We start from the raw sequence: 3,519 nt of genomic DNA, 5'->3' as shown, positions 1-3,519 counted from the left end.
CCCGGGGGGGGTTTGCGCCCTGGGGGGGCCCGGTTCCGGAACCAACCAAAACCCCCCCCCCGGCGGGCCCGGGGCCTGGGCCCGCCACGGGGCGGGTGCGTTGTCAGTGGGCGCGGGTCGACCGAATCATGCCGATGAGGGCGGGGACAGCGGTGACCGCGGCCCACAGTCCGATCGCCGCGATCAGGGCGGTGGCGGTGTCCGCGGCGGTGGCGATGCCGAGCACGTGCCCGCGCAGGGCGTCGGTGGCGTGCGCGACCGGATTCACCGTGGCCATGGCTTGCATCCAGCCGGGCATGGTCTCGATCGGCGCGAACGCACTCGAGACGAACATCAGCGGCATCATCACCATCATTCCGGCGAACTGGACCACGTCCGGGCGGCGTAGCCGGTCCCCGATCAGCCCGAACAACGCGCTCATCGCCCCCGCCAGCACCACCAGAACCACCACCGCGGCGATGGCATCGACGGCGGTGCCGTGGAAGTCGAAACCCAGCAGCACGGCGGCGATCCCGAGCAGCGCAGCTCGGGCGAGGGTGAACACGGCCTCGTTGACGGTGCGAGCTACCCCGGGCAACGTTGTCCGCATGGGCAGGGCCGCGAAGCGGTCATGCAGGCCGTTGGTGTGGTCGATCGCGGCGGAGACTCCGGCGTTGGTGCCTGCCATCACCGTGGCGACGGCGAGCATGGCCGGGGTGAGGAAATCGATGTAGCTGACCCCGGCAGGGAAGCCGGGTCCGGTGGCGACGCTGCGGAACACCTGGCTGAACAGCACGAGCATCGCCATCGGCATGGTCAGCGAGAACATCAGCAGCTGTGGGACGCGGGCGCTGGTGCGCAGGTTTCGGACGGTCAGGGCGGCGAGCTGGTTCCCGATCGGGGAGTGCCTGACCGCGGTCGTGGTGGTGGTCATCGGTGGGCTCCGGTGGTGTGGGCGAGGTGAGTGAAGACCTCGTCGAGGCTCGGGGAAGTGACATCGAGGTCGGTGACATCGATGGCGCCGCGGTGCAGGTCGGCGACCAGTGCGGTCGCGGTGCGGGCGTCGTCGACGGTGACCGACACCCGCACACCGGTGCCGTCGACCCGTTCGGTGTCCGGGGTGAACGGCAGGTCAGCGATCTGGTGGCGGGGGAGGGTGGCGTGCAGGACCTTGCCGCCGACGATCCGTTTCAGCTCAGCCGGCGTGCCGCGCGCGGCGATCCGGCCCTGGCTCAGGACCACGATGTGGTCGGCGAGCCGGTCGGCTTCCTCGAGATACTGGGTGGTGAGCACGACGGTGGTGCCCGCGGCGGTGAGCTCGTCGACGACGTCCCACAATCCCGCGCGGGCCAGGGGATCGAGGCCGGTGGTCGGCTCGTCCAGGAACAGCACCGACGGGTCACCGACGAGGCTGGCGGCCAGGTCGACGCGGCGGCGGGAACCGCCGGAGAGTTCCCCGACCCGCCGGGTCGCGAACTCGTGCAACCCGAGCCGATCGATCAACGCATCGGCACGTGCGCGGGCCGTGCCGCGAAGCCCAGCCAGGCGACCGATCAACTCCACATTCTCACGGGCGGTGAGGAATTCGTCGAGTCCGGCGTATTGACCGGTTACCCCGATCCGGCGGCGAACCTCGGTGGCGTCGCCGATCACATCGAGGCCCCCGATCTCCACGCGGCCGATAGTGGGCCGCACCAGGGTGGTGAGGGCACGGATCAACGTTGTCTTGCCTGCCCCGTTGTGGCCGAGCACCCCGAGCGTCGCCCCCGCGGCAACCTCCAGATCGATACCGTCGAGGGCCCACGTTTTGCCATAGGCGACATGCAGATCCTCGACTACTACAGCCGGGGCGGTCATCGCACACCCCCGAGGTCCTCAGCAAGGTGGTTGGACAGGTGGATGGTCATCGCAGGGTTCCTCTCGACAGACGGTGTGCTCACACCCGGGGTGGATGGGAGTCCGCTTCTTCAGACGAACCAGCCACGAATGGGACGCAGCGGCCATTGGTAGCGGCCGACGACCGCCTGCCTGCCCCGGCGTGTCATCGGTCACGGCGATAGCGATGCGGCATGATCGCCCGCTGTGACCACCACCGACGAGCCGCCGACGCGGCCACTGCGCACCCTTGTTCTCGACCCCGACCTCGGTCCGGTCGCACTACACGGCGATCGAGCGGACACCGTCACCTCGATCTTCGGCACCGATGAGAACCGGCCGTGGCGCGCGGACCGGCCGACCACGAGCTGACCACGGCGACAGCGCCCGCCCACCGGCGGGCGCCCAGCCGCGCAGTGGCACGATAGGGATCATGGCGCGACTCGACTACCAGGCCCTCAACTCCACCATTCGCTACCTGATGTTCTCGGTGTTCCAGGTGCAGCCGGGCGTGCTCGGCGAGGACCGCGCCGAGGCGGTCAAGGAAGCGCAGGCCTTTTTCGACGGCCTGGCCGACAAGGGTGTCGTGCTGCGCGGCATCTACGACGTGGCGGGCCTGCGCGCCGACGCCGACTTCATGCTGTGGACCCACGCCGAGCGCGTCGAGGACCTGCAGGCCGCCTACGCCGACTTCCGCCGCACCACCGAGCTGGGCCGGGCCAGCGCACCGGTGTGGAGCAATGTCGCGGTGCACCGGCCCGCCGAGTTCAACAAAAGCCACATCCCGGCGTTCCTGGCGGGCGAGGACGCGGGCAACTACATCTGCGTGTACCCGTTCGTGCGGTCCTACGAGTGGTACCTGCTGCCCGACGAGGAGCGGCGCAAGATGCTCGCCGACCACGGCAAGGCCGCCCGCGGCTACCCGGACGTGCGGGCCAACACCGTCAGCTCGATGGCGCTCGGCGACTACGAGTGGATCCTCGCCTTCGAGGCGCCGGAACTGCACCGCATCGTCGACCTCATGCGTGACCTGCGCGCCACCGAGGCCCGCCTGCATGTCCGCGAGGAGATCCCGTTCTTCACCGGCCCCCGTGTCGAGGTCGAACAGCTCGTCACCGCGCTGCCGTAAACAGAAGAAAGGGCCCGGTCGCTGGACCGGGCCCTTTCTCATGTCATTCCTCGGTCGGCTGCAGGCGAAGCGCGATCGAGTTGATGCAGTAGCGCTGGTCGGTCGGGGTGGGATACCCCTCGCCCTCGAAGACGTGGCCGAGGTGACTGTGGCAGTTGGCGCACAGCACCTCCACCCGGCGCATGCCGAGGCTGTCGTCGGCGCGCAGGATCACCGCGTCGGAATCGGCGGGGTCGAAGAACGACGGCCAGCCGCAGTGGGAATCGAATTTCTCTGTGCTGCGGAACAATTCGGCACCACAGGCGCGGCAGGTGTAGACGCCTTCGGTCTTGGTGTCGGTGTACTCGCCGACGAACGGGCGCTCGGTGGCGGCTTCACGGAGAACGGCGTATTCCTGCGGATCCAATTTCGCCCGCCACTGCTGCGGCGTCAGCTGGATGCGCGGCGTGGGCAACGATGAACTCATCACTCCACGCTAATGGTTTCGGCCGGTGCGCGCCGCGCGCGCCACCCGCCGATACCAACTTAAGCGCGGG

Annotated in this window: 5 protein-coding genes; 2 read left to right on the top strand and 3 right to left on the bottom strand. The window is 69.1% G+C overall.

Annotated features, from left to right (window positions below; translation table 11 throughout):
* Positions 1–103 precede the first annotated feature (103 nt).
* Both ACFWPJ_RS27955 and ACFWPJ_RS27950 read right to left on the bottom strand, forming a co-directional pair.
* On the bottom strand, positions 104–913 hold the full coding sequence (locus tag ACFWPJ_RS27955) for an ABC transporter permease (protein WP_378855750.1): 810 nt from the start codon (positions 911–913) through the stop codon (positions 104–106).
* Positions 910–1,836 (bottom strand): ATP-binding cassette domain-containing protein, encoded by a 927-nt coding sequence (locus tag ACFWPJ_RS27950; protein WP_378855748.1) that lies wholly within the window; start codon positions 1,834–1,836, stop codon positions 910–912. Before ACFWPJ_RS27950 ends, ACFWPJ_RS27955 begins: the two co-directional genes overlap by 4 nt.
* A 225-nt stretch (positions 1,837–2,061) precedes the next feature.
* Between ACFWPJ_RS27950 and ACFWPJ_RS27945 the strand changes: the two genes are divergently transcribed.
* Together ACFWPJ_RS27945 and hemQ are read left to right on the top strand one after the other, a co-directional pair.
* On the top strand, positions 2,062–2,226 hold the full coding sequence (locus tag ACFWPJ_RS27945; protein WP_378855746.1) for a hypothetical protein: 165 nt from the start codon (positions 2,062–2,064) through the stop codon (positions 2,224–2,226).
* Between the two features lie 61 nt (positions 2,227–2,287).
* Positions 2,288–2,983, top strand: a complete 696-nt coding sequence (gene hemQ, locus ACFWPJ_RS27940; protein ID WP_378855744.1) for a hydrogen peroxide-dependent heme synthase — start codon at positions 2,288–2,290, stop codon at positions 2,981–2,983.
* Between the two features lie 43 nt (positions 2,984–3,026).
* Here the strand turns inward: hemQ and msrB are convergent, their stop codons facing one another.
* Positions 3,027–3,449: a peptide-methionine (R)-S-oxide reductase MsrB gene (gene msrB, locus ACFWPJ_RS27935; RefSeq protein WP_378855742.1), complete on the bottom strand. Its 423-nt coding sequence runs from the start codon at positions 3,447–3,449 to the stop codon at positions 3,027–3,029.
* Between the last annotated feature and the right edge of the window lie 70 nt (positions 3,450–3,519).

Source organism: Nocardia sp. NPDC058497 (assembly GCF_042720195.1).
In the GTDB taxonomy this organism is placed as follows: Bacteria; Actinomycetota; Actinomycetes; order Mycobacteriales; family Mycobacteriaceae; genus Nocardia.
The sequence above is the reverse complement of the archived record's forward strand: the minus strand, read 5'-3'. Positions and strand labels throughout refer to the sequence as shown.